The organism is Mesorhizobium sp. P3_A8, from assembly GCF_056402995.1.
This window is the reverse complement of record NZ_JBFUGI010000011.1, coordinates 142,400-165,889: the sequence shown is the minus strand read 5'-3', so window position 1 is coordinate 165,889 and position 23,490 is coordinate 142,400. Positions and strand designations below refer to the sequence as shown.

23 protein-coding genes are annotated in these 23,490 nt (G+C 63.5%); 18 read left to right on the top strand and 5 right to left on the bottom strand.

The features are described 5' to 3' along the window. The first annotated feature begins 1 nt into the window (after position 1). Genes AC1DX4_RS24935 through AC1DX4_RS24925 form a run of 3 tightly spaced genes read left to right on the top strand, consistent with a single transcriptional unit; the run spans position 2 to position 3,503 of the window. Positions 2 to 1,651, top strand: coding sequence for an ABC transporter substrate-binding protein (locus AC1DX4_RS24935; RefSeq protein ID WP_477222828.1), 1,650 nt, complete (start codon positions 2 to 4; stop codon positions 1,649 to 1,651). A gap of 20 nt (positions 1,652 to 1,671) precedes the next feature. Further along, positions 1,672 to 2,625 (top strand): ABC transporter permease, encoded by a 954-nt coding sequence (locus AC1DX4_RS24930; protein ID WP_477222950.1) that lies wholly within the window; start codon positions 1,672 to 1,674, stop codon positions 2,623 to 2,625. Continuing rightward, positions 2,622 to 3,503 carry an ABC transporter permease gene (locus AC1DX4_RS24925; RefSeq protein ID WP_477222827.1) on the top strand — a complete coding sequence of 294 codons (882 nt, stop codon included), beginning with the start codon at positions 2,622 to 2,624 and terminating at the stop codon, positions 3,501 to 3,503. Before AC1DX4_RS24930 ends, AC1DX4_RS24925 begins: the two co-directional genes overlap by 4 nt. A 429-nt stretch (positions 3,504 to 3,932) precedes the next feature. Here the strand turns inward: AC1DX4_RS24925 and AC1DX4_RS24920 are convergent, their stop codons facing one another. Both AC1DX4_RS24920 and AC1DX4_RS24915 read right to left on the bottom strand, forming a co-directional pair. Further along, positions 3,933 to 4,301, bottom strand: coding sequence for a response regulator (locus AC1DX4_RS24920; protein WP_477222826.1), 369 nt, complete (start codon positions 4,299 to 4,301; stop codon positions 3,933 to 3,935). Positions 4,302 to 4,317: 16 nt separating this feature from the next. Then, a complete protein-coding gene (locus tag AC1DX4_RS24915; protein WP_477222825.1) occupies positions 4,318 to 6,582 on the bottom strand; it encodes a PAS domain S-box protein in 2,265 nt (754 codons plus the stop codon). Between the two features lie 413 nt (positions 6,583 to 6,995). Here AC1DX4_RS24915 and AC1DX4_RS24910 point away from each other — a divergent pair, with 413 nt between their 5' ends. Beyond that, positions 6,996 to 7,139, top strand: a complete 144-nt coding sequence (locus tag AC1DX4_RS24910) for a hypothetical protein (protein WP_477222824.1) — start codon at positions 6,996 to 6,998, stop codon at positions 7,137 to 7,139. A gap of 190 nt (positions 7,140 to 7,329) precedes the next feature. On the opposite strand, the gene AC1DX4_RS24905 is transcribed toward AC1DX4_RS24910, so the two are convergent. Then, positions 7,330 to 8,022, bottom strand: coding sequence for a DUF2270 domain-containing protein (locus AC1DX4_RS24905; protein WP_477222823.1), 693 nt, complete (start codon positions 8,020 to 8,022; stop codon positions 7,330 to 7,332). 499 nt (positions 8,023 to 8,521) lie between these two features. Between AC1DX4_RS24905 and AC1DX4_RS24900 the strand changes: the two genes are divergently transcribed. Together AC1DX4_RS24900 and AC1DX4_RS24895 are read left to right on the top strand one after the other, a co-directional pair. After that, on the top strand, positions 8,522 to 10,621 hold the full coding sequence (locus AC1DX4_RS24900) for a glycosyl hydrolase 108 family protein (protein ID WP_477222822.1): 2,100 nt from the start codon (positions 8,522 to 8,524) through the stop codon (positions 10,619 to 10,621). 116 nt (positions 10,622 to 10,737) lie between these two features. Next, entirely contained in the window at positions 10,738 to 13,455 is a 2,718-nt protein-coding gene (locus AC1DX4_RS24895) for a phospholipase effector Tle1 domain-containing protein (protein WP_477222821.1), read from the top strand. On the opposite strand, the gene AC1DX4_RS24890 is transcribed toward AC1DX4_RS24895, so the two are convergent. Continuing rightward, complete coding sequence (locus tag AC1DX4_RS24890; protein WP_477222820.1) at positions 13,348 to 14,565, bottom strand: MFS transporter; 1,218 nt, start codon at positions 14,563 to 14,565, stop codon at positions 13,348 to 13,350. The two genes, AC1DX4_RS24895 and AC1DX4_RS24890, sit on opposite strands and share 108 nt — an antisense overlap. Positions 14,566 to 14,662: 97 nt before the next feature. Here AC1DX4_RS24890 and AC1DX4_RS24885 point away from each other — a divergent pair, with 97 nt between their 5' ends. From AC1DX4_RS24885 to AC1DX4_RS24865, 5 genes are all read left to right on the top strand, one after another. Continuing rightward, positions 14,663 to 15,571 carry a LysR family transcriptional regulator gene (locus AC1DX4_RS24885; RefSeq protein WP_477222819.1) on the top strand — a complete coding sequence of 303 codons (909 nt, stop codon included), beginning with the start codon at positions 14,663 to 14,665 and terminating at the stop codon, positions 15,569 to 15,571. 101 nt (positions 15,572 to 15,672) lie between these two features. Next, a complete protein-coding gene (locus AC1DX4_RS24880; RefSeq protein ID WP_477222818.1) occupies positions 15,673 to 16,392 on the top strand; it encodes a helix-turn-helix transcriptional regulator in 720 nt (239 codons plus the stop codon). A gap of 384 nt (positions 16,393 to 16,776) precedes the next feature. Further along, positions 16,777 to 17,001 (top strand): hypothetical protein, encoded by a 225-nt coding sequence (locus AC1DX4_RS24875; protein ID WP_477222817.1) that lies wholly within the window; start codon positions 16,777 to 16,779, stop codon positions 16,999 to 17,001. 254 nt (positions 17,002 to 17,255) lie between these two features. Beyond that, positions 17,256 to 17,537 carry a hypothetical protein gene (locus AC1DX4_RS24870; RefSeq protein WP_477222816.1) on the top strand — a complete coding sequence of 94 codons (282 nt, stop codon included), beginning with the start codon at positions 17,256 to 17,258 and terminating at the stop codon, positions 17,535 to 17,537. A gap of 400 nt (positions 17,538 to 17,937) precedes the next feature. Next, positions 17,938 to 18,657, top strand: coding sequence for a gamma-glutamylcyclotransferase (locus AC1DX4_RS24865; protein WP_477222949.1), 720 nt, complete (start codon positions 17,938 to 17,940; stop codon positions 18,655 to 18,657). A 316-nt stretch (positions 18,658 to 18,973) separates the two neighbouring features. Here the strand turns inward: AC1DX4_RS24865 and AC1DX4_RS24860 are convergent, their stop codons facing one another. Continuing rightward, a complete protein-coding gene (locus AC1DX4_RS24860) occupies positions 18,974 to 19,828 on the bottom strand; it encodes an NAD(P)H-binding protein (RefSeq protein ID WP_477222815.1) in 855 nt (284 codons plus the stop codon). Between the two features lie 116 nt (positions 19,829 to 19,944). Between AC1DX4_RS24860 and AC1DX4_RS24855 the strand changes: the two genes are divergently transcribed. From AC1DX4_RS24855 to AC1DX4_RS24825, 7 genes are all read left to right on the top strand, one after another. Then, positions 19,945 to 20,268: an ArsR/SmtB family transcription factor gene (locus AC1DX4_RS24855; protein WP_477222814.1), complete on the top strand. Its 324-nt coding sequence runs from the start codon at positions 19,945 to 19,947 to the stop codon at positions 20,266 to 20,268. Next, positions 20,265 to 20,696 carry an SRPBCC family protein gene (locus AC1DX4_RS24850; RefSeq protein WP_477222813.1) on the top strand — a complete coding sequence of 144 codons (432 nt, stop codon included), beginning with the start codon at positions 20,265 to 20,267 and terminating at the stop codon, positions 20,694 to 20,696. Before AC1DX4_RS24855 ends, AC1DX4_RS24850 begins: the two co-directional genes overlap by 4 nt. 78 nt (positions 20,697 to 20,774) lie before the next feature. After that, positions 20,775 to 21,167: a VOC family protein gene (locus tag AC1DX4_RS24845; RefSeq protein ID WP_477222812.1), complete on the top strand. Its 393-nt coding sequence runs from the start codon at positions 20,775 to 20,777 to the stop codon at positions 21,165 to 21,167. A gap of 39 nt (positions 21,168 to 21,206) precedes the next feature. Then, positions 21,207 to 21,452, top strand: coding sequence for a hypothetical protein (locus tag AC1DX4_RS24840; RefSeq protein ID WP_477222811.1), 246 nt, complete (start codon positions 21,207 to 21,209; stop codon positions 21,450 to 21,452). After that, positions 21,424 to 21,852 carry a DUF1801 domain-containing protein gene (locus tag AC1DX4_RS24835; protein WP_477222810.1) on the top strand — a complete coding sequence of 143 codons (429 nt, stop codon included), beginning with the start codon at positions 21,424 to 21,426 and terminating at the stop codon, positions 21,850 to 21,852. Before AC1DX4_RS24840 ends, AC1DX4_RS24835 begins: the two co-directional genes overlap by 29 nt. Positions 21,853 to 21,886: 34 nt before the next feature. Next, complete coding sequence (locus AC1DX4_RS24830) at positions 21,887 to 22,279, top strand: DUF1801 domain-containing protein (RefSeq protein WP_477222809.1); 393 nt, start codon at positions 21,887 to 21,889, stop codon at positions 22,277 to 22,279. Between the two features lie 114 nt (positions 22,280 to 22,393). Beyond that, the gene (locus AC1DX4_RS24825) at positions 22,394 to 23,488 is read left to right on the top strand and encodes an acyltransferase family protein (protein ID WP_477222808.1); all 1,095 of its coding nucleotides are present in this window, start codon (positions 22,394 to 22,396) and stop codon (positions 23,486 to 23,488) included. Positions 23,489 to 23,490 lie beyond the last annotated feature (2 nt).

The following is a 23,490-nucleotide window of genomic DNA, read 5'->3' as shown; positions in this document are numbered from 1 at the left end:
AATGACCAAACGTTCCGACATCGATTTGCTGCGCAACCAGTCGACCCGCGGCAACAATGGCGACATCTGGAATGTCGCCGTGGATGAATATGCGCAGGGCTTCCTCAAGCGCCGCGACCTCTTGAAATACGCGGCACTTCTCGGCCTCACCGGCTTTGCCGCCTCGCAGGGGCTGTTCACATCGGGCGCACGCGCGGCGACCACCGGTGGCACGGTCCGCGTCGGTCTCGGCCAGCCGACCAAGGCGATCGATCCCGTCACCATCACCGATCCGGCCAGCATCGGTGTTCTCAGCCAGGTCGGCGAGTACCTGATCCTCGATGATCCCAAGGACGGGCTGCAGCCGAAGCTAGCCGTGTCGTGGGAAGCCGACGAGACGGCCAAGCGCTGGACCTTCAAGCTGCGGCCCGGCGTCAAGTTCCATGACGGCCGCAGCGTGACTGCCAAGGACGTGGTGGCGAGCTTCGAGCGGCTGGTCGATCCGGCCAGCGGTTCATCGGCTCTGTCGGCCTACAAGGGCATCCTCTCCAAGGGCGGCGCCAAGGTCGTCGACGACGAGACAGTCGCCTTCGATCTCGACCAGTCGAACGGCAATTTCCCGTTCTACGTTTCCTCCGACGTCTACAATGCCGTCATCCTGCCGGCCGACTATGCCGGCGATTTCGAGAAGAACTTCAACGGCACCGGCCCGTTCAAGCTGGAGTCGTTCCGTCCCAAGCAAGGCGCCAGCTTCGTGCGCAACCCGGATTATTGGGGCGACAAGGCGCTGCCCGACCGCGTCGAGATCAAGTTCTTCGACGACGAGCAGGCGCAGGTGCTGGCGCTGCAGGCCGGCCAGCTCGACGTCATCCCCAGCACCACACGGCTGGAACTGGCGATCGAAGGCAATCCCAACTTCAAGCTGCTCAGCGTGCAGGCCAGCTCGCATGATCCGGCGCATCTGCGAACCGACCAGGCGCCGTTCACCGACAAGCGTATCCGCCGCGCGCTGGCGCTGACCATCGACCGCGAGGCCGTGGTCAAGGGCCTGCTGAAGGGCCGCGCCATCGTCGGCAACGACACGCCGTTCGCGCCGATCTTCCCCTCGGCCGATCCGGCGGTGCCGCAGCGCAAGCAGGACATCGCTGAAGCCAAGCGCCTGCTTGGCGAAGCCGGCGTGCCCAACGGCTTCGAGGTGACGCTGACCACTGAGCGCGCCTACGACATTCCAGACTATGCCGTGATCATCCAGAACTTCGCCAAGAAGGCCGGCATCGACATCAAGCTCAACGTGCTGCCGCAGGATGCCTATTACGGCTCGGCGACGTTCGGCAGTTCGCCATGGCTGGACTCCAATCTCGGCATCACCGATTTCGGCCATCGCGGAACGCCCGACATCTTCCTCAACGCGACGCTGAAGAGCTCGGGCGCCTGGAATGCCGCGCATTTCAACAACCCGGCCTATGACGCGCTGCTGCTCGAGTACGGCAAGGCGCGCGACCTGCAGGCGCAGCGGCTCGCCGCCGGCAAGATCCAGACGCTGCTGCTCGACGAGACGCCGCTGATCATCAGCTACTTCTCGCAGTACAGCCGCATCGTGTCCGCGAAGGTCGAGGGCGTGCGCTTCACCGCCATCTCGCACCTGCTGCTCGACAAGGTGTCGTTCGTTTGAGCGGTACCGCCTCGATGGCGATAGTGCGGCCGCTGGCGGCACGCGCCGGCTCGCTGCTGCTGACGCTGTGGCTGGTCAGCGCGCTGGTCTTCCTCGCCGGGCAGGTGCTGCCCGGCGATGTCGGCCGCGTCATGCTCGGCCCGTTCGCCGATGCGCAGGCGGTCGCCGAACTCAACCGCAAGCTCGGCACCGACCAGCCCATCCCTCAGCAATATTGGCACTGGTTCAGCCGGGCGATCACGGGGGATTTCGGCGACTCGTTGTCGATGCGCGCGCCGGTGGCGCCGTTCGTCCTGTCGAGCATCAAGAATTCCGCCGCACTGGCCGGCGTCGTGCTGCTGTTCCTGGTGCCGATCGGTATCGGCGCCGGCGTCGTCGCAGGCTTGCGCTCGGGCAGCCTTGCCGACAGGCTGATCGTGCTGACCGGCGTCTCGCTCTCGATCGTGCCGGACTTCGTCTCCGGCCTGCTGTTGCTGATGGTCTTCGGCCTGTGGCTGGCCTGGTTTCCGATCACCGGTGCGGCGCCCGATGGAGCCGGTTTCTGGACGAGCAGCTACTACCTCATCCTGCCGGCGCTGCCGCTGGTGCTGAACCTCATCGGCTATGTCGCGCGCATGACCAGGGCAGGGGTGATCGAGGCGCGCGGCGCGGACTATACGCGCACCGCGATCCTGAAAGGGCTCAGCCCCTCGCAAGTGCTGTTCAAGCATGTGCTGCGCAACGCGCTGGTGCCGACGGTGGCTGTCATCGCCACCCAAAGCGGTTTCCTGCTCGGCGGGCTGGTGGTGATCGAGGCGCTGTTCGGCATACAGGGTCTCGGCAATCTGGTGCTGAGCGCTGCCAAGGCACGCGACTTTCCGATGCTTGAGGCCGGTGTGCTGGTGATGGCGACGATTTTCGTGTCGACGGCGGCGATCGGCGATCTCCTGCAGGCGCTGCTCGATCCGCGCCAGCGCCGGCGGAACGCGCCATGACCGATCTTGCCCAATCTCCGATGCGTAGCGACATCAGGCTCTCCTGGATCGGCAGATTGCGCGGCTTCCTGCCCGATTTGGCGCCGTCGACCGTGATCGGCTCGGTGGTGCTTTTGTTCTGGGTCGCCTGCGCGGTGTTCGGCTCGCAATTCGTGCCGTTCGATCCCTATGCCGAGGATTTCCTGTCGATGATGACGGCGCCTGACGCAGTGCACTGGTTCGGCACCGATCAGCTCGGGCGTGACGTGCTTTCGCGCATCGTCGTCGGCTCGCGCGACATTCTTTTGGTGGCGCCGCTGGCGACGCTGGCCGGTGTCACCGCCGGCAGCGTCATCGGCCTGGTGCTCGGCACCTTCGGCGGCCTGGTCGATGCCATCGGCGCGCGGTTGCTCGATGCCGTCATGTCACTGCCCTTCATCGTGCTGGTGACGATGGCGCTGGTGGCGATCGGCCCCTCCAACCTCACCGTCATCCTGGTGATCGGCCTTGCCTATGCGCCGCTGGTGGCGCGCACCGTGCGCACCGCCGCGCGCGAACAGCGCGAGCGCGACTATGTCAGCGCCGCCCGGCTCGCCGGCGAAAGCCGGCTGGCGATCATGTTCCTGGAAATCCTGCCCAATGTCCGGGAAACCATCCTGATCGAGCTCATCACTCGGCTCGGCTATGCCTTCTTCTCGATCGCGACGCTGAGCTTCCTCGGCCTCGGCATCCAGCCGCCATCGGCCGACTGGGGACTGGCGATCGCCGACGGCTATGGGTTCCTGACCGGCGGCAAATGGTGGGTGGTGGTGTTCAATTCGGCGGCGATCATCTCGCTGGTGATGGCCACCAACCTGATCGCGCAAGGCATCGGGGCGTTTGAAAACGGCGACAAGTAGGTCGTAGCCGACCCTCGCGCATGCCCCGAATTATCGCCGCTACAGTCGAAGCACCAGTTGGCAGAAGCCGGCCTTCGAAACCATTCGTAAACCATCCCAACACGGTAAATATTTTATAGCGAACCGATCAGGTTGCAGTGGGTTGTGCACGGGTCTGCAACAAAGAGGCCTAACGCTATCATGCACCGTTTATCCGTCTTGACCGCCCTGCTGATCTCTTTCGTGATCGCCTACGGTACATGTGTCTGGGCATTCTCTGCCCACTCGGTCGACTTGTTCCAAGCTCAGGCGTCGCCGTTGGAAATCCGCGCCTCTGAATAGCTTCAGATGACGGAAAAAGGGTTCCGGGGCGCTTAGGGACATCTCTTGCACAACCTTGAGCGCGCAGCGGCCCTTCGCGTCGCGAACACCAATCATCCTGGAATCACTTTAGCCGAGCAGGCCCTCGATGGTCGCCGCAACGGCTTCCGGAGCATAGGGCTTGGGCAGGAAGACGCCGCCGCTCGGCATGGCGTCCGCCGCCGGCTGGCGCTTGCCCGAGGTGATGATGATCTTGACCGGCGGCCAGCGGTCGCGCACGGCGGCCGACAGGCGCAGGCCGTCCATCGAACCCGGCATGTCGATGTCGGTGAACAGGATGGCGATGTCCTGGCGGGCCTCCAGCAGGCGGATCGCCTGGTCGGCATTGCTGGCCTCCAGCACATCGTATCCCGCCTCGCGCAGCTCGTCGGCGATGGCGAACAGCAGAAAGGCTTCGTCTTCGACGACAAGGACGGTGGCGAGGGGCTGAGTGGTCATGGCACGCTCTATGTGGTCAGTAAGGTGCTGTCGGCAACTGGGGTGCCGGCGCGTTCAATACGCATTCGACGCCGTCGGGGTGGTAGTCGATCTGCACCGAGCCGCCGAAATCGGTGCCAAAAACGCGCTCGATCAGGAAGCGGCCGAAGCCGCGCCGGCTGGGCGGCGTCACCGGCGGGCCGCCGCTTTCGCGCCAGCGCCAGAGCAGCCGCTTTTCGCCTGATGCCTCGGCCGATGGCTGCAGCGACCATTCGATCGAAACCTTGCCTTCCGGTGTCGACAGCGCGCCATATTTCAGCGCGTTGGTGGCCAGCTCGTTGACGGCAAGCGCCAGCGTCAGCGCCATCTTGGGATTGATCGGCAGCGCCGGGCCGGAAATCGAAATCTGTTCGAGCGGGAAGGTGGCGATGGTGTTGTCGACCACCTCGCGGATCGAGGCGCTGGTCCAGCGGGTCTTGTTCAGGATGTCATGCGCGTTGGCGAGCGCACGCAGACGCTCGTTGAAGGTGGCGCTCGCGGTGGCGATGTCGGTGTTGCGCAGCGTTTGCGAAGCGATGGCCGCGACCATCGCAAGGATGTTCTTGATGCGGTGTTCGAGTTCGTGGGTGAGCAGTTCCTGCCGCGCCTGCGCTTCGCGCCGGTCGGTGACATCCTGCATGACGCCGAACATCTTGATCGGCTTGCCGGTCTCGTCGTGGACGAAATCGATGTGGCGCGACAGCCAGCGCAACTCGCCGGTGTCGGGCCGCCGGATGCGGTATTCCACGGCAGGCACGGCGGTGCCGTTCTCACGCGTTTCCGGGTTGGAGCGAATGTCCTTGTCGTCGGGAATGACGATGTTTTCCAGCACGCTGATGTGCACGCTGTCGCGCGGCGACAGTCCCCAGAGACCCCAAAAACCGTCGGAGCCGACGACGATTCCGCTGGCGATGTCGAGTTCGAGGGCCGCAATGCCGGCGGCATTCTGCGACAGCTGCAAGCGACGCTCGCTCTGCAGCAGGGCCTGTGCCACCTGCTTCTGGTCGTCGATATCGGTGTTGGTGCCGATCCAGCGCAGGATGACGCCATCGGCATCGCGGATCGGCACGGCGCGCGCGATGAACCAGCGATAGATGCCGTCATGCCGGCGCAGCCGGAACTCGGTCTCGTAGAATGTGCCGGCGGCCGCTGTCTGTTGCCATTTTTCCGCGGCCGCGACGATGTCGTCGGGATGCACGATGTCGGCCCAGCCCTGACCGTCAAGCTCGCCCGGCTTGGCACCGGAATAATCGTAGACGCGCGGGTTGAACCAGTCGAGCAGTCCGTCCGGCGTCGCTGTCCAGACGTGGTTGGGCATCGCCTCGGCGAAGGTGCGAAACTGCGTCTCGCTCTGGCGCAGGGCCTGTTCGGCAAGCAGACGGTCGGTGACGTCGACACCCTGGACGAAGATGCCGAACACCTCGCCCGCGGGATTGCGTACCGGCTGATAGACGAGGTCGATGAAGCGGTCCTCGATCGCCGCACCCGGCGTGCGCTGCAGTTCGGCCTTCAGCGCGTAGCCGATGAACGCCTCACCGGAGGTGAACACCTGGTCGAGCAGCTCGAAGAAGCCCTGGCCTTCGACCTCGGGCAAGGCCTGACGGATCGGCAGGCCGATGATGTCGCGGTGGCCGACGAGCTGCATATAGGCGGCGTTGGTCAGTTCGACGACATGCTGTGGACCCGACAGCATGGCCATGAAGCCCGGCGCCTGTTCGAACATCTGGCGCTGGCGGTCGCGTTCGCCAGCGCGCCAGCGCTCGGCGGCAACCTTGGCGGTCGTCTCGATGACGATGGCGATGACGCCGGCCGGTTCGCCGCTTTCGTCGAGCACCGGGGAATAGTCGAGATCGAGCCAGACCTGTTCGGGCTTGCCGGTGCGGTTCAGCGTCAGCACTTGCTCGCGATAGGCAAGCGTGCCGCCGCCCAGGCAGACCTTCATGATGTTGTCGTTGAAGTCGGCCACCTCGGGCCAGCCTTCGCGCACTTTCGAGCCGAGCAATTGTGGATGGCGGCCACCGGCAAATTCCGAATAGCCGTCATTGTAGATCATGACGCCATCCTCGCCCCACAGCATGACGATCGGCACGTTCGAGCGCAGGATCAGCGAGACCGCGGTCTTGAGGCTCTGCGGCCAGACCTCGATCGGTCCGATCGAGGTCGAGGCCCAGTCGAATGTCGCAATCAGGCAACCGAGCTCTCCGCCACCTGACAGGAAAGCAATGTGAGGATTGCCTACGGTCATTGTGCGGGTTTGCGGCATGGCGTCTCGTGGATCGATCGGCGGTTGGTCGAGAGTCGATTGGTGCGGGCTAACATGTCGGAATCTGTGTATCGTGCGCGATTGTGCTGACCGCCTGATGTCGCGGCGCGGCCATGGCTGTGCGCCATGTCAGTTCGCCGTGTTGAACGCTTTTGACGAGACGGTGAATAGGCATTGCTCCCCTGAACGCCTCAACCCGGGACAAGCGATTCGGTTCCCGATGCCTGCCGATTTTCCGTCGGCAGGGTTGTCGGATTGAGGAGGGAAAGCCGGCTATTCGACCGAATTTCTTTGCAAGCCGTTAATTTGGCCATGCTGTTAATGAGGGTCTTCTAATGCATGTCGACCGAAACTGCCTGGCGGTTTTGGGATAACGGCATGCGCGAAACTGATGGTTTGGCGCGGGGTACGCAATGACCAAAAATCTCGGCAACGCACGCTATATGCCGCCCAAGGACACAAAAGCTTCCTTCTTCAGCAAGGCTGCGCCGGCGCTGTTCCCGCTCGTCGTGGCGGCGTTGGGCTACGTGATAGGGCGACAGTTCTTCGGCATGTAGGTTTAGATACCGGAGCCGAAGGCATCAGGCAGTGACTTCGGCTGCCGCCTCCTCGGCGCTGGCTTCGGCCCGCTTGACGCGTTCGCTGGCCAGCAGCACGACGGCCCCGAGGCCGCATGACCTCAACCGCCGCAGCGGACTGACTAACCATCACAACGCGCGGGCTGCCGTTTGCGCAGTCATCCTGTCGTCAGACGTGGACGTCGCCGAAGGACAGCTCGCCATCGCCGCCGGATGTGAAAAGGACGATGGCGAACAGCCCGGCATAGAATGCCGCCACAACGACCACGATCGCCACACCGGGAATGGGGCCAAGGGCAGCGCTGTCGACGGCATAGCGAAGCGAGCCGACGAACCCGGTCCCGACACCCCCGGCCTGAAGGCTGGGGGTCGATATTTTGACCACCCAGGCCAGCAGCAGGATCATGAACAGATAGATGTAATTCCGCCGCAGGCGGCGCGCCAAGGCGGCCCGTTGCGATAGCAGGAACTTTGGCGCGCGCAGGCCTTCGCCGACGATAAGCAGCCAATCCGAGGCGAAGTCGGGCTGCGGCGAGAAGATCTGTGCGAAATAGTGGCGCTCGAACTGGCGCACGCGAGCCCGGTAGAAGTCGAAGAACCGATAGCGGCGTGCCTCGATCCACAGAAGCAGCAGGATCAACAGCATGGCGAACAGGAGCACACCGTGATGGGCACTTGCCGTCGACAGCGATACGGAAAGCAGCGCCGCGACCACGGTGATCGCCCAGTTGGTCGTCCGGTCGAGCCGATCGCGCCATCCGGCCATGCGCGCAATCTCGGCGCGGTGGAAATGCGACAGCGTGTTCACGCGCTCCGTCGATGAAAGGATGGGGCCTACGGGTTTTGCCGACGCATCGTTCATGGCGCCCTCCGGCAAGGACTGAAACGGTTTGCCGGCAACATTGTTCCCTGGCGTCAATTGCCGCGAACCGATGGATGGTGCGCTCCGGGGGAGCAACAAGCTTCTCGACGCGGTTCTGAACGGCGTCGGGGCCGCCTCTGGAGCCCTCTTGCCAATTCGACAGCCGACGCCTCACAGGAGCATTCGAACTTTGCGATAGTTTAAGAGAATAGCTTTTTAGAAGAAGTTGAATTATCGCCTATTGCCTCCGAATCAGTGTCGCTTGACATATTATGTAATATAATAATACGATTTGGAGTTGCCGAATTGGGGGGCTCCAATGACGGACATTTCTATAAGCGCGAGCTTGCTCGCTCGCGCTGCGAAGAGGAATGGCTATGCCGTTCCTGCCAAAGGACTGGTCTTCTTTGGCATTCGCGGCCTGTCTCCAGATCATCCTTTCGAGAATACTTTCGCGCAGAGTCAGCCAGCGCATTTCAGCGCCTATGATTTCCGCCACATGCGCTGCACTCTTGGGCAGTGGAAGGCGGAGACAGGCGAAGTGGCGCTGTTTCCGGGCTCGACCGTGCCATCCCTGATCAACATCACGAGTGCCAAGGCCAGAGGCGGCATCGGCACCAATCTTTTGATTCCTGGCCGCTTCGAACATGAGCGCGGCATACACAAAGCGGGCAAGCCAGGTGGCCACCGGGCCTTTCGCCAGGCGTCTTTCCAACCGGTCTGGCGCACCGCCGACAATCTGGATTACGACCTGCAGGACAGGCTGGATTTCGGTTCGAGCTCGGGCGATTTCGTCTGGGACAATATCCACTGCGCCTACTCCGACAATCCGGAGGCGGGCTATTCCAGCGCCGGCTGCCAGGTGATCTGCGGTCTGCCGCAATCGCCGACGCGCCACATGGCGCCGGAAACCGGCCCCTGGCGTGCCTTCATCGACAGTGGCTATGGCACCAGCCAGACCCGTTTCGTCTATCTTCTGTTCACCGCCGAGGAATTGTCGTCCGTCGACAAGGTCGATGACACGGTGCTGAAGCAGGTCGTCCGCTTCGGCTCGTCGGGGGCGCTCGCCAAGAAAGTGCAGCAGGCGCTGGTCAAGCAAGGCGATTTGCAGGGCACGCCGGATGGCGTCTTCGGACGGTTGTCGCTGAAGGCGCTGGTCGATTTCCAGAAACGTCAGTTTGGCTCCGGCGCCACCGATGGCGTGTGCGGTGAGATTACGGCGGCGGCGCTTGGGGTTGCTCTTCCCACCAATGCCGCAGCGGGCGCTGCGCCGACGCCGACGGGTCCTGCCGACCAGGCGACGACAGGCAATCCGGATATTCCCGACGAGACCGATCTGGCGCCCGATGTGCTGACGATGCTGCTTGCCGCGCTGGGCCTGCAGCCGACGACCGGCGAGCCCGCTGTGCCCCCGCCAGCAGCGAACACAGGGGCAGGCACGGCCCAGGGAACCGGCACTTCGACGACCGGCCAAGGGACGGTGACGCCGCCCGCCGATGGCGGCAAGGCTAATTTCGAACGGGCGCAGGAGATCGTTCGCGAATTCGAAGGCGGCTATTCCGACGATCCGAAGGATCCCGGTGGCGCTACCAATTTCGGCATCACCCGCAAGACGCTTGCGGCGTGGCGCGGCAAGCCGGTCAGCAAGGCAGACGTCGCCAACATGTCGTATCAGGAAGCCAAGGACATCTATTTCTCCCAGTATTGGTCGAAATCGTCCTGCGGCGCGATGCCTGGCCCGCTTGCGCTTGCCGTCTACAACGTCTGCGTCCATGCCGGACCGGGTACCGCGGCAACCTATCTGCAAAAGGCGCTCAACCAGAACGGCGCGGCGGTGGCAGTCGACGGCGGCATCGGCGGCGAGACGTTGGGTGCGATCCCGACGACGCCGCTGCCGGACGTGATCAGCGACGTCATCGATCTCTATGCCGCGAAGCTGCGCGCGCATCCCGATTACGAGCATTTCAAGAACGGCTTCAATCGGCGCGTCAACAAGCTGCGGCTCGAAACCGAGCGCTGGCTTGAGGAAGACGGCGAGCAGACGCTTCCGATACCGACGCCCAACCTAGGCGAAGAAGGGGATCCTGTCGTGACGGACAAAGTGAGCGAAATCATTAAGGCGCTGCTGGCTGCACTTCAGCCTGGTGCAACGACAACGACGACACCGGCAACCACCACGACAACCACCACGCCGGCAACAGGAGCGGGGACCACCGTGGCGGGAGCTGCCGCCCTGGCGCTGCTGCTGCGTCAGCTGGCGCAGGGACTGGACGGCAACCCTGTCGTGCTGCCACCGGATTCCGCCGCCACCAATGTGCTGACGCCGGTCAATGGCGCGCTTGGCCAATGGTTGGGGAAGTTGCTTGACGGACGCAAGAGCGCGCTCGGGATCATTGGAGTGCTGGCAAGCGCCTTGCTCGCGCCGGCAACCACCGCAGCAGGGGCTGGCGCGGCGACCACATCGCCTTTGGGCGAACTCATTCCGCTCATCGGCTCGATACCGGGGCTGGCGCCGATCATGATGCCGATTTCGCTGGCTCTGACGGCGTGGGGTCTGCTCGGCAAGATCGACAAATACGTGCGCGCCGCAAAGCAGTAGGCCGACGCCGGGAAAGAGGGAGCAACGACGCGCCTCCTCTACCGACCGTCGGCCAAGGGATGAAGCCATCGGCAGGGAAAGCCTGCGGCGAAATGCTGTTAGGGCGGGGGGACGACTTGGGCAGGAACATTGTCGTCTTTGCCGACGGCACCGGCAACAGCGCGGCCAAGGCGTTCAAGACCAATGTGTGGCGCCTCTACCAGGCACTGGACCTGACCGGCGCCGATCAGATCGCGGTGTTCAGCGACGGCGTCGGCACCTCGCAGTTCAAGCCGTTCGAGATCATCGGCCTGGCGCTCGGATTCGGCGTCAAGCGCCGCGTGCTGGCGCTCTACAAGTTCCTTTGCCTCAACTATCAGGATGGCGACAGGATCTTCGCCTTCGGCTTCAGCCGCGGCGCCTTCACCATCCGCGTGCTGGTCGGCATGATCGCCAGGGAAGGGCTGGTCAACTTCAAGACGGAAGAGGAACTCGACCGCAACGCCCGCGCCGCCTACCGGTCCTATCGGCCGAAGGCTTTTCCGGCATGGCAGCCCTGGGTGGTGTTCGCCCGTTACGCCGCCGCGCAATGGTTCGCGCTCTGGAACGAGATCACCGGAAGCCGCGATTACAACCAGGTGAAGCCGCGCACGCCCGACCCCCGATCCGCCGATGATATCCAGGTCGCCTTCGTCGGCGTCTGGGATACGGTCTCTGCCTATGGCCTGCCGGTCGATGAGTTGACCAAGGCGGTGGATAAATGGGTCTGGCCGATCACCTTCGAGAGGCGCACGCTTCTGGAGCCTGTTCAATGTGCCAGGCAGGCGTTCAGCATTGACGATGAGCGGCGCACGTTCTTTCCCATCCCGTGGAATGAACTGATCCCGGCGAAGAAGGCCGAGCCGGCAGCGGGCAACGGCGAAGCTGCCGCAGCCGACAAGAAGATCCCCGACCCCCGCCTGAAACAGGTGTGGTTCGCCGGCTGTCACTCCAATGTCGGCGGCGGCTATCCCGACGACAGGCTTGCCCACATCCCCCTGTGCTGGATGATCGGCGAAGCCACCGAGCAGGGCCTGCGGTTCAAGCCAGAGACGGTTGCCGACTATTGGGACTACGCTTCCGATGCCGGCCGCATCTATGATTCCCGTTCCGGCGTCAGCGTTTTCTACCGCTATCATCCGCGCCCGGTGAAGACCCTGATGGGCGAGGGCGTCAGGCCGCTGGTCGATGCCAGCGTCATCACCCGCATGGCCAAGGGCGCGGACGACTATGCGCCGGTCTCGCTGCCCGAGCATATCGACGTGCTGACACCACGCGGCGCCCGCATTCCCTTCAACGGAGTGCCTGCGGGCGTCCCGGCGCCGGCCGGCGCTGACATTGTCGACAAGCTGCCATTGCCGGATGACCGCCAGCGCGATCTGGTGGCGATGGAGAGGAAATTCCATGGTGCGCTCGACCAGCTTCAAAAGAACAGTGTCGCAGCCAGTACGCAACATATCGGCAGCCGTACGCAACGCATGCAGCTGATGCTGGACACGGTGTGGTGGCGGCGCGGGCTTTATTACGTGCTGTTGTCGATCGTCCTGCTTTTCCTGGCTTTCCCGCTGTTCGTCGGAAATGCCGCCCTCGACATTACCAGCCAGTTCGACCAGTCCGCACGCGGCATCGTCGGGCCGATCTTCGGACTGATCAGCGGCTTCTTGCCCGGCTTCGTCTCACCATGGGTGGATGCCATGACCAAGGGAGCCGTTGCAGCCGGCATACTTGCAGCGCTGCTGGTGACTTCACTTTGGGTCAATAGCGTTCTGCGCACACGTATCAATGACCGGGCGCGATCGGCCTGGAATGTCAATGCCGGGCGCAATGCAACGGCGCTGCAAACGAACAGGAATGATGCCCATCGGCGCACATCGCTGATCGGAACCGTCGGCCTTGGCATAGGCGCGCTGGCAATGTGGTTTGGCGGACACAATTACACGAGTTGGGGGTTCGCCGCGGTTACCCTCGGCTTTCTCGGCACCTACGTGGTGTTGACCAGTCGTGGCCCGCGCACCGGGAATGTGCCGACGCCGGTCTCGTTGCGCATCGCCCGTGCCATCCGGACCGATCCTCGCGCCCAGCGTCTCTACGAAAATCTGAGGGAATATGTGCTGCCAGCGGCGTTCCTGGCGCTGTCGATCGGCCTTGTCCTGTGCGTGGTCAACAAGGCGACGTTCGAGGTAGCCGATTCAATGGGCAAGGTCTGCCCCGAGCCGAAGGGCAAGCCGGACGGAGCCGAACACCTGTCGGTAGAAGCGACGCCTTTCACCACAAAGGATCCATGCACCGACACGCTGAACTGGCTGCAGGAAGGCGGGCAATACGAGGTTACCATTTCGAACGCCAGCGGCTGGAAGGACGGCCCGACCTGGGACGGCAAGACATTGTGCGCCGACACACGCGGCGTAAGTGATTGGAGCCTTGCCCACTATTCCGCGACGTTGCTCAAGCGCTGGTGGGCTCAGCCCTACTTCAAGCCGATTGCGCGCGTTGGCCGGTTCGGCAATGAGGAATATGTCCTGGACCCGGTCGATGTGACGCTTCCTAAAGATTGCTCGAACACAATCCTGGTGGCCGAGATCAAGCCCAAGATGTCGGGCGAACTCTATGTCTATGTTAACGACGCGGTGCTCGCTGTGCCATCGTGGGGAAAATTCTACGACAACAACGAGGGATCGGGGATGATAAAGGTCAGGCGCGTGACCCATCTAGCGCCTGATCCAGTCGACCAGAAGTGCGATGAGGCCAAAGGCGGCGCCAATTGCGCAAACGCAAGTCCATCCGCCCCAGCTCCAGGCAATACCGGCCAGCAATGAGCCGATGGCGCCGCCGATGAAGAAGATGCCGACGAACAGGCCGTTGAGGCGGCCGCGTGCCTCAGGCTGAAGCAGGTTGACGGCACGGCGGCCGAGGGTCTGGTCGCCGGTGACGCCGATGTCGAGTAGCACCGCGCTGGCGCCCATCAGCACCAGCGGCAGCCATCCGGTTGCGGGTCCGCTGGAGCCGGCCCAGGCGGCCAGCGCCATCGCGCCGATCAGCACGAGATGGCAGAAGATGGTGGCGGACCGCGTCCAGCCATGGTCGCCGGCGCGGCCGAACAGCGGCGTGACCACGGCACCGCCGGCGCCGACCAATGCGAAGAGCGCAATGCCGCGCTGGCCAAGGCCGAAAGGCGGCTCTGCGAGGCGCAAGGCCACTGCCGTCCAGAACAGGCTGAACGCCGCCATCACCAGCGCTGCCGTCAGCGCCCGGCGCCGCAGCACCGGCTCGTCGCGCAACAGGCCGAACAGCGAGGCGATCAGCGCGCCATAGGAGGATTTCGCCTGCGGGCGCCGTGGCGGCAAGGTGAAGGCGAGCACGCAGGCGAGCAGGACGAGTGCGGCCGCGCTGAGGCCATAGAAGGCACGCCAACCCCAGGAATCGGCGATGAGGCTGGCCAGCGGCCGCGCCAGCAGGATGCCCATCATCAGCCCGCTCATGACATCGCCAATGACGCGGCCGGCCTCGCCGGGCGGCGCCATCGAGGCGGCGATCGGCACCAGGATCTGGATCGCCGAGCAGGCGGCGCCGAGAATGAACAGGACGATCAGCAGCGAGGCGATGGTAGGAGCGAAGGTGGCGACACCAGCCGCAAGCGCGGCCGTCAGGAGCATGCGCAGGATCAGAGCCCGGTTCTCGGCAAGATCGGCCATCGGCACCAGGAAGAACAGGCCGGCGGCATAGCCGAGCAGCGTCGCCATGGCGACGAGGCCGATGCTCGCCGCACTGGCGCCGAGCGACGGGCCGATCAGCCCGACCAGGGTCTGCGGCGCGAACAGATTGGTGACGATGATGCCGGTAGAGGCGGCAAAAAGCAGCGTCTGCGGGCCGGTGATGGTGCCGGCGGGCAGCCGCTCGCACAGCCGACCGTCATTGGTGTCGGGCATAGGGTCCTCAATAGGTCGCATATCGTGGGGGGACTTTATGCCGAAGTGTTATCATGCTACAATTGATTCAATTCAATAATGATTATGCGAGATGCGCATGAACATCCATGACCTCGAAGCTTTCATCGCCGTGGTGGAAACCGGCTCGATCGTCGGTGCCTCGGCCAGGCTCAACCTCACCCAGCCGGGCGTCACGCGCCGTATCCAGAATCTCGAGGACGGGTTGGCGACAGCACTGCTCGACCGCCAGTCGAAGCCGCTGAAGCCGACGGCTTCCGGGCGCGAGGCCTATGAACATGGAAGGCGGGTGCTGCGCTCGCTGGAGGATTTGAAGGCCGGCGTCTCGCCGCAAGGCGAGGTCAAGGGCGAGTTCCGCCTGGGCCTCATGCCCTATCTCTCCGACGCAGCACTCGCGCTGCCGCTCGACAGTCTGCGCGCCACCTTTCCGCAGCTGACACTGCGCATCATTTCGGGCTGGTCGCCAAGGCTGGTCGAGCAAGTGGCGCGCAGCGAACTCGACGCGGTGGCGGTGTGCCTCGCCGAAGGCCTGGCGCCGCCGGACGAACTGGTCTGCGACGATCTCGGCGCGCAATCGGTGCTGCTGGTGGCCTCGCCCGGCCTTGGCGTGCCGAAGCAAGCCGACCTCGCCTCGCTGTCGCGCTTTGCCTGGGTGATGAACGAAAACGGCTGCGGGTTCCGTGCCTTCATCCGCCAGAGTTTCGAGGCCGCCAGGCTGCCGTTCCAGGTCGGCGTGGAGGCGCTCAGCGTCGACCTCAGAATGTCGCTGGTGGCGCGCGGCCACGGCATCAGCATCGTCACGCCGGGCGCCTTCGCCGACAGCCGCTGGCGCGACAAGGTGGAGGTGATCGACTGCCCCGACTTCAAGCCGCAAGTGCGCGCCTGGATGCTGCACCGCCCGCCGGCCGGACGGCTTGCCCGGCCGATCGCGTTGTTTCGCGATGCGCTGATCGATGGGCTGAAGGTGCCGATGCCGCTGGTGTCGTAGGCGGGGCGAACAGGCCGTAATGCCGCAGCCTTCAAGTCGATGAAACGCCTTGTGTGCTTGCTTGGGATCGCTGAGATTGCCGAGGGGTTTTGGAGTGGCATATGCGGACGGCGGCAGGGCAGGACTTTCTTGAATTTTGCGCGGCGACCAGTGACGTCAGCAAAGTCATCGAGCGCTTCATCGAGGCGATCGGCGTTTTCGGCTTCACCGCAAGTGCTGGCGGTGCTTGGGCGGGCGCCGGTGGCTCGCGGTCCTATCGCTTCTATTTCAACAATTGGCCAAAGGATTGGTTCGAGTCCTACATGGCGAACGGGTTCATGGAGATCGACCCCATGATCCTCGAAGCGCGCCGTCGCATGACACCGTTCCTGTGGACCGAAATGGGCGATGCACGAACCTTTACCGTCGAAGGTGCGGCGGTCACCGTCGCGGCGATAGAATATGGTTGGGCCGAAGTCATGGCGATACCGATCCATGGGCCTTCCAGCTATCAGGGGCTGGTCTCGGTCGCCGCCTTGAAGCCGGTGACGATGAATGCGGCCGAGAGAGCCATCATGCGCTCCATGGCGCTTGCGGTGCACGACAAGGCCTATGAAGCGGTGGGATTTGGTCTCAGCAACCGCTCGCCGATCCTGCTGACGCCCAGGGAGGCGGACTGTATGCGCTGGGTCGCGGCGGGCAAGACCGATGCGGAAATCGCGATCATCCTGGGCATCGCGGCAGCCACGGTCCATTACCATATCGAGAACGTGAAAAAGAAGGCCGGCACGCGCAGCCGCAGCGAAGCCGTGGCGCTGCTGGTGTTGGCCGGATCTGTCTAAATCACGCGCTTCAAGCTTTTGTTTTGATTTGTTTCCTGTCTCGAAGCACGACCCGTTTTAGGCGGCCGTGATTGCGTGTGCGCGCCATGCATCCTCCGCTTTTCAGCTAGGATGCGCCCGCATCCGAACTGCCTTAGTCATTCCCGCATCAGCACATGAATCGCAGGGGTCATTGCGCTGGCGGGGAGCGGGGCGGTCGTCGATGGACGAAAGCAGGAGTGTTTTTGTCTGTCGCAATGCGGCGGCGGGAGGCTGGCCATGGGAGCCAGCTGGGTCGCGAGCCGCCGGCACCTCCAGCGATATCAGCACCCGGGCCATGCTCCAGGAGCCGTGCGTAACCAACCCTGCACTGGGGGAGCCAGTGTTTTTGTCGGGAGCCTTGCAATGAAAATCTTCTATGCCGTTGTGATAGCAGCGGTCGCGCTTGTGAGTTCAAACGAGGCGTTCGCCCGCTACACCACCACCAAGGGCCCTTGCGCGGTGGATGCCAATCGCTTCTGCGGCGGTGGCGTCTTGACGACGGGCGCCGCGCCGAAGTGCCTGGCCGACCATAAGGACCAGCTGTCGGCGTCCTGCAAGGCGCGCCTGTTCAAGCACAAGAAAAAGTGACCGGCAGGCCGGCGGCGGAGAGCGGAATGTGCGTCCAAGGTGGGGCCGGGCGACTGCTTCATGGACGGTTCGTCTGGCCTCGATACCGCCGATTGGCGCATATGGCACCGACCCCGGGCGAGGGTCGGTGCTCTCTTGCTGACGCAGTGTCTCGACGGACACAACATCACCGTAAGACGGGGTTTAGCATGACATCGCTTTTGGCCGGATCGCGTCGTTCCGGTGTTGCCCTTGCTGGCGTGACGGCGATTGGAATGTTCGTCACATCGGCCCTTGCCCAATCCGCGCCGGCGCCGGTCGGCGTATGGGACAGCGAGGCGGGCGAGACGATGATTATCGGGCAGACCTGCCAGATAGAAGCCAATGGCACGGTTGGCGCGATCGGTTCATGCAGCTGGGATCCGTCGTCCGATGGCGGAATCCTGACCATCATGAACGTGAACGCCTACCAGCCGGCGCCGGTTTATTTCAATATCGTCTGGATCGACGAGTCCAGCTTCTCGATCTCGGGCGATGTTTTCCACCGCAGGGTGTGAGGCGCACCGGGGCGGCAGCAGAGGCGAGTCGTTTCAGGGGCTTGGGCTAGATGGCTCAGATTTTGATTCGGCTAAATTGGCGGTTTCGCGGTTGTAATTCGCCAACGTCAGCGCTGCCCTTCACTGTCCTGCCGGACATCTCTCCCCGTAAACGGGGCGAGAGGGGCTGGCCGCGATGCCGGCGCCTTTCTTGCGGCGCTGGCGATTGGCGAAATCACCGACGACAGCGCTCCTCTCCCCGTCACTATACAGTCACTATACGGGGAGAGGATGCCGGCAGGCAGGTGAGGGGCTGCGCAAGCGCCTGCAGAAAAATACTCAGCGGGCTCGGAAACTGGAGTTATTGCCCTGGCGTCCAGCACCTCTTGAGAATTTTCGAGCCTTCAGCAACATGACCAGGATGAACAAGCCGATTTCCACCACGCCTCCCCGCAAATCGCCGATGGCGCTGACCGAGGCGCTGGTGGCGCGGACCATGCGGGTTGTCGAAGATACGGGGCCGACGCCGGGCATGGTCTATATGCTAGACGCCGACTATGCGCGGTTTCGCGACGAGATCCTGGCCAGTGCGCCGCCCGGACCACTGAAACTGTTCGCCTATGGCTCGCTGCTGTGGAAGCCGGCCGGCGAGGTGAGGGGAGGTGAGCGGGCGGTGGCGCGAGGCTGGCACCGGTCGTTTTGTTTTACCGTGCAGCGCTTTCGCGGCACGTTTGATCAGCCCGGCCTGATGATGGCGCTTGACCGCGGCGGCCAGTGCCAGGGCATGGTGTTCGAGATCGCCGAGCCGGTTGCCGAAAATCTCGAAGCACTGCTGCGCCGCGAGATGACCATCCTGCCCGCCGTCAACGTGCCGCGCTGGCTGCAGGTCACCACCGAAGGTAGGGTGAGCCGAGCGCTCGGCTTCGTCGTCGACCCCGCCAATCCGCGCTACGCCGGCAAGCTCGACAAGCCTGCGGTCGCGGCGACGCTGGCCAGGGCTGTCGGTCACTGGGGCTCGGGCGCGCAATATCTGTTCGAGACGATCCGCCATCTCGACGCCTGCGGCATTCGCGACCGCAATCTGTGGCAATTGCAGGAACTGGTGGCGCAGGAGATCGGCCGCACCCACGTCGCCGTCTAGTGGCTCTGGACGGAACCAGTCGCCTGCGTTGACGGATCGCCTGCCTTGGTGATTGGCGGAAACATCCACCGTTTCGTCATCCACGGGCGGAGCAAGGAGCGTAGCGACGCGGCGCAGACCCGAGGATCCATGCCGGGACTGTGGAGCGCCACATCGGTGCAGAATTTCGCTCCGCTGCACTCCATGGCCAAGGTCACGGAATGGATCCCAGGGTCTCCGCGACGGAGCTTCGCTCCTGCTTCGCCCTAGGATGACGAAGTTGGGAAGGCTTCGGCAAAATCTCCATCCAATCCGTCAAAACAACTATGCCGAAGAACTAGCCGTCCGCAGGCCTTCCGGGGACCGCCCGAGCCAGAAAATCTCGAAAGCTTTCCGGCTGCTTACCGGTAAGCGCGGTGAAATCGCTTGATGTCGCGGCGTAGCGACCCTCGGCTATCGAGGCGCATAGGCTGGAGAAGGCTTGTGGCCAGGGATTGTCGAGGCGCGCCGACGCGGAGGCCAGATAGTCGCCGGGGGAGCAGGGACGATAGCGTAGGGGCTGTGCTGTTACCTCGCCATAACAGGCGGCGACCTCGTCAAAGCCCAGCGCCTGGTCTCCGGTGATCGTGTAAAGGGCGCTGGATGTGTTGGCCCTCGCTGCCGCCGCGGCGATGGCGGCCGCAACGTCGTCGCGCGAGACCGGTGCGACCAGGCCCTGTCCGACAGGCAGCGCCAGTTCCCCCGCGGCGGGCACGAGCCATGTGTCGAGAATAAAATCGCTGTAGAGGCCGCAGCGCAAGATGGTCGAGGGCACGCCGCAGGCGGCCAGCAGGCGCTCTGCGTCCCGGTAAACAGGCGCGTAGTAGAAGGGCGAGGCCTCGCCGATGTCGATGATGCCTGTGAAGGTGATGTGGCGGACACCGGCCGCGCTTGCTGCCGCGATGGCGTTGGCGTGGTGGCGCATGACCGCATCCGCATAACCATCGCTTGAAATCAGCACCAGTTGGTCGATGCCGGTGAAGGCTGTCTTCAGGGCGGGGGCATCCTCGTAATCGCCGACACGCAGCGCTACTCCCCGCGGCAGGCGCCCTTGCGCAGCCTCAGGCTTGCGGACAAGTGCGGCCACCTCTTGGCCTGACGACACCAGTCTTGAGACGACGGTGTTGCCGACATGGCCGGTGACGAGGATCATTGCTGTCGTCCAATCTTCCGTCCGTTCAAAATCTTCCGCCCTCCAAATCCCCGCTTGACGAACATATATCCCTGTGGTTATACGTCAACCAATAGCCAACGGGTTATCGATCTGACATGCCGGACGCCCATGACATGCTCTTCAGGACGCTCGCCGACCCGACAAGGCGGGCGATCTTCGAACGGCTGTGCCGCCAGGGAGAACAGACGGTAGGGGCGCTGACGAGCCAGTCCGGCGTCTCGCAGCCGGCGGTGTCGAAGCATCTGGGCTTGCTGAAGCAGGCCGGGCTGGTGCGCGACCGCCATGAGGGCCGGCAGACGCATTACAGCGCGCAGCTCGGTGCGCTGGCGCCGCTGATGGACTGGACACGCCATATGGCCGGGTTCTGGGAGAGCCGGTTCGACGATCTCGAGGATTTGCTCAAAAGGATGGACCAGTGAACGATAGTGCCCAGGAGACCCGCACTGTCGTCGTCGAGCGGCAGATTTCGCATCCGCCGGAAAAACTCTGGCGTGCGCTGACGCAACCGCATCTGATCGAGGAGTGGCTGATGAAGAATGATTTCAAGCCTGATGTCGGCCACCGCTTCAACATCAGCGCCGATTGGGGCGGCGTGCTCGACTGCGAGGTGCTTGCCGTCGAGCCGAACAAGACGCTGTCCTACACCTGGAACCTCGCGCACTTGGATCCGGCCTTTGATCTCAGGAGCGTTGTGACCTTCACGCTGACCCCGACGCCAACCGGAACGCATCTGCGCATGGAGCAATCCGGCTTCCGGCCCGATCAGCGCCGGGCCTATGGCGGCGCCAGAACCGGTTGGCCGCAATTCTTCGAGAAGCTGGAGCAGCTTCTCGACCGGACTGACTAAAATCCACCGGCCGATTTGAAAACCAAAGCTGAGTTTACCTGGGCGGCTTGCCGCCAGCAAAACCTATGGAGAAAGACGATGAAGATCAAACTGACCAGCATCCATGTCGACGACCAAGACAAGGCGCTTGCCTTTTACACCGGTGTGCTCGGCCTGGCCAAGAAGGCCGATTTCAGCAACGGGCCGTTCCGCTGGCTGACGGTCGCCTCGCCGGACGAGCCCGAGGGCACCGAGCTGCAACTGGCGCGCAACGACAATCCGGCGACCAAGGCCTACCAGCAGGCGATGTTCGAGCAGGGCCAGCCGGCGGTGATGTTCTTCACCGACGACATCAAGGGCGACCATGAGCGCATCACGGCAAACGGCGGCACGTTCAGCATGGCGCCGACCGAAGTGACCGGCTCGACCATCGCCAAGCTGAATGACGGCTGCGGCAATCTCATCCAGATCACCCAGCTGGCGCGCTGGTAGCAGCGCCCAATTTCACGCAGTTTTTTAAGGGAGGTAATTTTGGACTGGAGCAAATGGATCAGGCAGACGCATCGCTGGCTGTCGATTATCTTCACAGCAACCGTCGTCGCCAATTTCGCCACCATGGCCTTTGGGCAACCGCCGGCCTGGGTGGTCTATTCGCCGCTTCTGCCGCTCTTCCTTTTGCTGTTCAGCGGCCTCTATATGTTCGTGCTGCCCTATGTCGGGAAAGGACGCGGGATAGGAGGGGAAGGGTATGGCCAAGTCGACCGGCGCCAAGGCTGAACCGAAGCTGCTTTCCGGCGGCAACCCGCAGATCGCCAAGGGCCATGGCGACGCGCCGGTGCAGGCGTATATCGCGGCCATGCCGGGCTGGAAGCGCGAGATGGGTGGGCGTCTCGACGCGCTCATCTCACGCGCCGTGCCCGGCGTGCACAAGGCGGTGAAATGGAACTCGCCGCTCTATGGCGTCGAAGGCGAGGGCTGGTTCCTCGGCGTCCATTGCTTCACCAAATACATCAAGGTGGCCTTCTTTCGCGGCACGTCGCTGAAGCCGGTGCCGCCGGGCGAATCCAGGAGCCAGGACACGCGCTACCTCAACATCCACGAGGACGATCCGTTCGACGAGGCGCAATTCAGCGCCTGGGTGAAGCAGGCCAGCCAATTGCCTGGCGAGCGTATGTAAGCGCTTTATTGTTCATATTTTGAGGAGGAAAAGCATGACCGGATCGCAAGAGAGCAAATCTCCCTCCGAACTGATCGACGGCAGGATCAAGGAACTCGGCGACTGGCGCGGGGAGATGCTGGCCCGGCTGCGCGCGCTCATTCATCAAGCCGATCCCGATGTCGTCGAGACCTGGAAATGGCGCGGCGTGCCGGTGTGGGAGCATGACGGCATGATCTGCACCGGCGAGACCTACAAGAGCGTCGTCAAGCTGACCTTCGCCAAAGGTGCTGCGCTGCCCGATCCCGCGCGCCTGTTCAACTCCAGCCTCGAAGGGAATACGCGGCGGGCTATTGATTTTCAGAAGGGTGAAGAGGTCAACGAAGAGGCTTTCAAGGCGCTCGTGCTTGCTGCCATCGCTCTGAACAAGTCGAAGGCCAAACGCTAGGCGGCGCCAGCTCCCCTGCCAAAACCGGCCGCGTTTACGATCTGGGAAGCTTGATGGTGCTAGATATCGCCGGATGATGGCCGGCCGGGTTGGCCGGCCCCGGATGGATTCGCCATGAACAGCCCGATGCGCATGCCGTGGGTGGACACGGCCAAAGGTCTCTCGATCATCCTAGTGGTCATGATGTACTCGGCCTACAACACCGGCGAGTACACGGGCGGCGTCGGTTTTCTCCACTATGTCATCGGCTTCGCGACGCCGTTCCGCATGCCGGAATTCTTCCTGATTTCGGGACTGTTCCTGTCGCAGGTGATCGACCGGCCGTGGCGGCGCTATGTCGACCGGCGTGTCGTCCACTATCTCTATTTCTACGTGCTGTGGGCGATCATCTCGATCGGGCTGAAGATCGGCATCTTCAGCCGGGATCCCGGCGGCATGCTGCACGATCTCGCAATGGCCGTTGTCCAGCCCTATGGCGTGCTGTGGTTCATCTACATGCTGGCGGTGTTCGGCCTTGTCGCCAAACTTTTGCGGCAATTCCGCGTGCCGGCCTGGATCGTCATTGCGCCTGCTGCCGCGCTGCAGATGTGGGCACCGCATCCCGACAGCTATGCGCTTGAACAATTCGCGGCCTATTTCGTGTTCTTCTACCTCGGCTTTGTGCTGGCGCCGCTGATTTTCCGGCTCGTCGAGTGGACGCAACCCCGCCCGATGCTGGCCGTCGCCGGCCTGGCTTTGTGGGCTGTTGTCAACGGCCTGCTCGTCTATTCGCCGGGTTATGCTATGCAGCCGGTCGGCATGCAGATGGGCCTGGCGGCATGGCCGCCGCTGCATCTCACCTTGGCCGTCACTGGCGCCGTGGCGCTGTGCGTGCTTGGCGGCTTCCTGTCGACATTCCCCGTCATGGAATGGCTGCGCTGGCTGGGCGAACATTCGCTGATCGTCTATGTCGCCTTCACCATTCCGATGTCGCTCTTCCGCGGTGCCGCACTGGCAAGCGGCCTGCTGACCGACACCGGCATGCTCAGCCTGGCTGTGCTGCTGGTCTCGATCATCAGCCCGGTGGTGCTCTACTTCATCATCCAACGCGTGGGCTTCGGCATGTTCCTGTTCGAGCGGCCGGCCTGGGCGCATGTCGACAACGGCGCGCCGCAAGCGGCACCGAAGACGGCGCTGCCTGCCGCCGCCGCTCAATCAAGCCGGACATAGTC

Excerpts from the sequence above, each read along its gene's own strand:
- AC1DX4_RS24870 (WP_477222816.1), top strand. The coding sequence starts at position 17,256 with ATGTTCGTCACATCGGCCCTTGCCCAATCCGCGCCGGCGCCGGTCGGC.
- AC1DX4_RS24890 (WP_477222820.1), bottom strand. The coding sequence starts at position 14,565 with ATGCCCGACACCAATGACGGTCGGCTGTGCGAGCGGCTGCCCGCCGGC.
- AC1DX4_RS24915 (WP_477222825.1), bottom strand. The coding sequence starts at position 6,582 with ATGCCGCAAACCCGCACAATGACCGTAGGCAATCCTCACATTGCTTTC.
- AC1DX4_RS24865 (WP_477222949.1), top strand. The coding sequence starts at position 17,938 with ATGAACAAGCCGATTTCCACCACGCCTCCCCGCAAATCGCCGATGGCG.
- AC1DX4_RS24925 (WP_477222827.1), top strand. The coding sequence starts at position 2,622 with ATGACCGATCTTGCCCAATCTCCGATGCGTAGCGACATCAGGCTCTCC.
- AC1DX4_RS24825 (WP_477222808.1), top strand. The coding sequence starts at position 22,394 with ATGAACAGCCCGATGCGCATGCCGTGGGTGGACACGGCCAAAGGTCTC.
- AC1DX4_RS24900 (WP_477222822.1), top strand. The coding sequence starts at position 8,522 with ATGCGCTGCACTCTTGGGCAGTGGAAGGCGGAGACAGGCGAAGTGGCG.
- AC1DX4_RS24905 (WP_477222823.1), bottom strand. The coding sequence starts at position 8,022 with ATGAACGATGCGTCGGCAAAACCCGTAGGCCCCATCCTTTCATCGACG.
- AC1DX4_RS24830 (WP_477222809.1), top strand. The coding sequence starts at position 21,887 with ATGACCGGATCGCAAGAGAGCAAATCTCCCTCCGAACTGATCGACGGC.
- AC1DX4_RS24920 (WP_477222826.1), bottom strand. The coding sequence starts at position 4,301 with ATGACCACTCAGCCCCTCGCCACCGTCCTTGTCGTCGAAGACGAAGCC.
- AC1DX4_RS24855 (WP_477222814.1), top strand. The coding sequence starts at position 19,945 with ATGCCGGACGCCCATGACATGCTCTTCAGGACGCTCGCCGACCCGACA.
- AC1DX4_RS24860 (WP_477222815.1), bottom strand. The coding sequence starts at position 19,828 with ATGATCCTCGTCACCGGCCATGTCGGCAACACCGTCGTCTCAAGACTG.
- AC1DX4_RS24880 (WP_477222818.1), top strand. The coding sequence starts at position 15,673 with ATGCGGACGGCGGCAGGGCAGGACTTTCTTGAATTTTGCGCGGCGACC.
- AC1DX4_RS24835 (WP_477222810.1), top strand. The coding sequence starts at position 21,424 with ATGGCCAAGTCGACCGGCGCCAAGGCTGAACCGAAGCTGCTTTCCGGC.
- AC1DX4_RS24910 (WP_477222824.1), top strand. The coding sequence starts at position 6,996 with ATGACCAAAAATCTCGGCAACGCACGCTATATGCCGCCCAAGGACACA.
- AC1DX4_RS24875 (WP_477222817.1), top strand. The coding sequence starts at position 16,777 with ATGAAAATCTTCTATGCCGTTGTGATAGCAGCGGTCGCGCTTGTGAGT.
- AC1DX4_RS24885 (WP_477222819.1), top strand. The coding sequence starts at position 14,663 with ATGAACATCCATGACCTCGAAGCTTTCATCGCCGTGGTGGAAACCGGC.
- AC1DX4_RS24935 (WP_477222828.1), top strand. The coding sequence starts at position 2 with ATGACCAAACGTTCCGACATCGATTTGCTGCGCAACCAGTCGACCCGC.
- AC1DX4_RS24845 (WP_477222812.1), top strand. The coding sequence starts at position 20,775 with ATGAAGATCAAACTGACCAGCATCCATGTCGACGACCAAGACAAGGCG.